Annotated in this window: 1 rRNA gene (running past one end of the window); it reads left to right on the top strand. The window is 51.0% G+C overall.

Annotated elements, in window-relative coordinates:
• The first annotated feature begins 54 nt into the window (after window positions 1–54).
• A 23S ribosomal RNA gene (locus JFU20_RS14730) occupies window positions 55–2,500 on the top strand (it continues 476 nt past the right edge of the window).

Raw genomic sequence — 2,500 nt, 5'->3', positions numbered from 1 at the left:
ATGTTCTTTGAAAACTAGATAACAGTGTAGCTCATATTTTTTTAATTTTAGTTTGGTTAAGTTAGAAAGGGCGCACGGTGGATGCCTTGACACTAGGAGTCGATGAAGGACGGGACTAACGCCGATATGCTTCGGGGAGCTGTAAGTAAGCTTTGATCCGAAGATTTCCGAATGGGGAAACCCACTATACGTAATGGTATGGTATCCTTACCTGAATACATAGGGTATGGAAGACAGACCCAGGGAACTGAAACATCTAAGTACCTGGAGGAAGAGAAAGCAAATGCGATTTCCTGAGTAGCGGCGAGCGAAACGGAATCTAGCCCAAACCAAGAGGCTTGCCTCTTGGGGTTGTAGGACATTCTATACGGAGTTACAAAGGAACGAGGTAGACGAAGCGACCTGGAAAGGTCCGTCACAGAGGGTAATAACCCCGTAGTCGAAACTTCGTTCTCTCTTGAATGTATCCTGAGTACGGCGGAACACGTGAAATTCCGTCGGAATCTGGGAGGACCATCTCCCAAGGCTAAATACTCCCTAGTGATCGATAGTGAACCAGTACCGTGAGGGAAAGGTGAAAAGCACCCCGGAAGGGGAGTGAAAGAGATCCTGAAACCGTGTGCCTACAAATAGTCAGAGCCCGTTAATGGGTGATGGCGTGCCTTTTGTAGAATGAACCGGCGAGTTACGATCCCGTGCGAGGTTAAGCTGAAGAGGCGGAGCCGCAGCGAAAGCGAGTCTGAATAGGGCGTTTAGTACGTGGTCGTAGACCCGAAACCAGGTGATCTACCCATGTCCAGGGTGAAGTTCAGGTAACACTGAATGGAGGCCCGAACCCACGCACGTTGAAAAGTGCGGGGATGAGGTGTGGGTAGCGGAGAAATTCCAATCGAACCTGGAGATAGCTGGTTCTCCCCGAAATAGCTTTAGGGCTAGCCTTAAGTGTAAGAGTCTTGGAGGTAGAGCACTGATTGAACTAGGGGTCCTCATCGGATTACCGAATTCAGTCAAACTCCGAATGCCAATGACTTATCCTTAGGAGTCAGACTGCGAGTGATAAGATCCGTAGTCAAGAGGGAAACAGCCCAGATCGCCAGCTAAGGTCCCAAAGTGTGTATTAAGTGGAAAAGGATGTGGAGTTGCTTAGACAACTAGGATGTTGGCTCAGAAGCAGCCACCATTTAAAGAGTGCGTAATAGCTCACTAGTCGAGTGACTCTGCGCCGAAAATGTACCGGGGCTAAATACACCACCGAAGCTGCGAATTGATACCAATGGTATCAGTGGTAGGGGAGCGTTCTAAGTGCAGTGAAGTCAGACCGGAAGGACTGGTGGAGCGCTTAGAAGTGAGAATGCCGGTATGAGTAGCGAAAGACGGGTGAGAATCCCGTCCACCGAATGCCTAAGGTTTCCTGAGGAAGGCTCGTCCGCTCAGGGTTAGTCAGGACCTAAGCCGAGGCCGACAGGCGTAGGCGATGGACAACAGGTTGATATTCCTGTACCACCTCTTTATCGTTTGAGCAATGGAGGGACGCAGAAGGATAGAAGAAGCGTGCGATTGGTTGTGCACGTCCAAGCAGTTAGGCTGATAAGTAGGCAAATCCGCTTATCGTGAAGGCTGAGCTGTGATGGGGAAGCTCCTTATGGAGCGAAGTCTTTGATTCCCCGCTGCCAAGAAAAGCTTCTAGCGAGATAAAAGGTGCCTGTACCGCAAACCGACACAGGTAGGCGAGGAGAGAATCCTAAGGTGTGCGAGAGAACTCTGGTTAAGGAACTCGGCAAAATGACCCCGTAACTTCGGGAGAAGGGGTGCTTTCTTAACGGAAAGCCGCAGTGAATAGGCCCAAGCGACTGTTTAGCAAAAACACAGGTCTCTGCGAAGCCGTAAGGCGAAGTATAGGGGCTGACACCTGCCCGGTGCTGGAAGGTTAAGGAGAGGGGTTAGCGTAAGCGAAGCTCTGAACTGAAGCCCCAGTAAACGGCGGCCGTAACTATAACGGTCCTAAGGTAGCGAAATTCCTTGTCGGGTAAGTTCCGACCCGCACGAAAGGTGTAACGATTTGGGCACTGTCTCAACCAGAGACTCGGTGAAATTATAGTACCTGTGAAGATGCAGGTTACCCGCGACAGGACGGAAAGACCCCGTGGAGCTTTACTGTAGCCTGATATTGAATTTTGGTACAGTTTGTACAGGATAGGCGGGAGCCATTGAAACCGGAGCGCTAGCTTCGGTGGAGGCGCTGGTGGGATACCGCCCTGACTGTATTGAAATTCTAACCTACGGGTCTCATCGACCCGGGAGACAGTGTCAGGTGGGCAGTTTGACTGGGGCGGTCGCCTCCTAAAGTGTAACGGAGGCGCCCAAAGGTTCCCTCAGAATGGTTGGAAATCATTCGTAGAGTGCAAAGGCATAAGGGAGCTTGACTGCGAGACCTACAAGTCGAGCAGGGACGAAAGTCGGGCTTAGTGATCCGGTGGTTCCGCATGGAAGGGCCATCGCT

Origin of the sequence: Bacillus sp. TH30, assembly GCF_016650875.1 — a bacterium.
GTDB lineage: Bacteria > Bacillota > Bacilli > Bacillales > Bacillaceae_G > Bacillus_A > Bacillus_A mycoides.
This window is presented reverse-complemented; position numbering and strand designations above follow the sequence as displayed.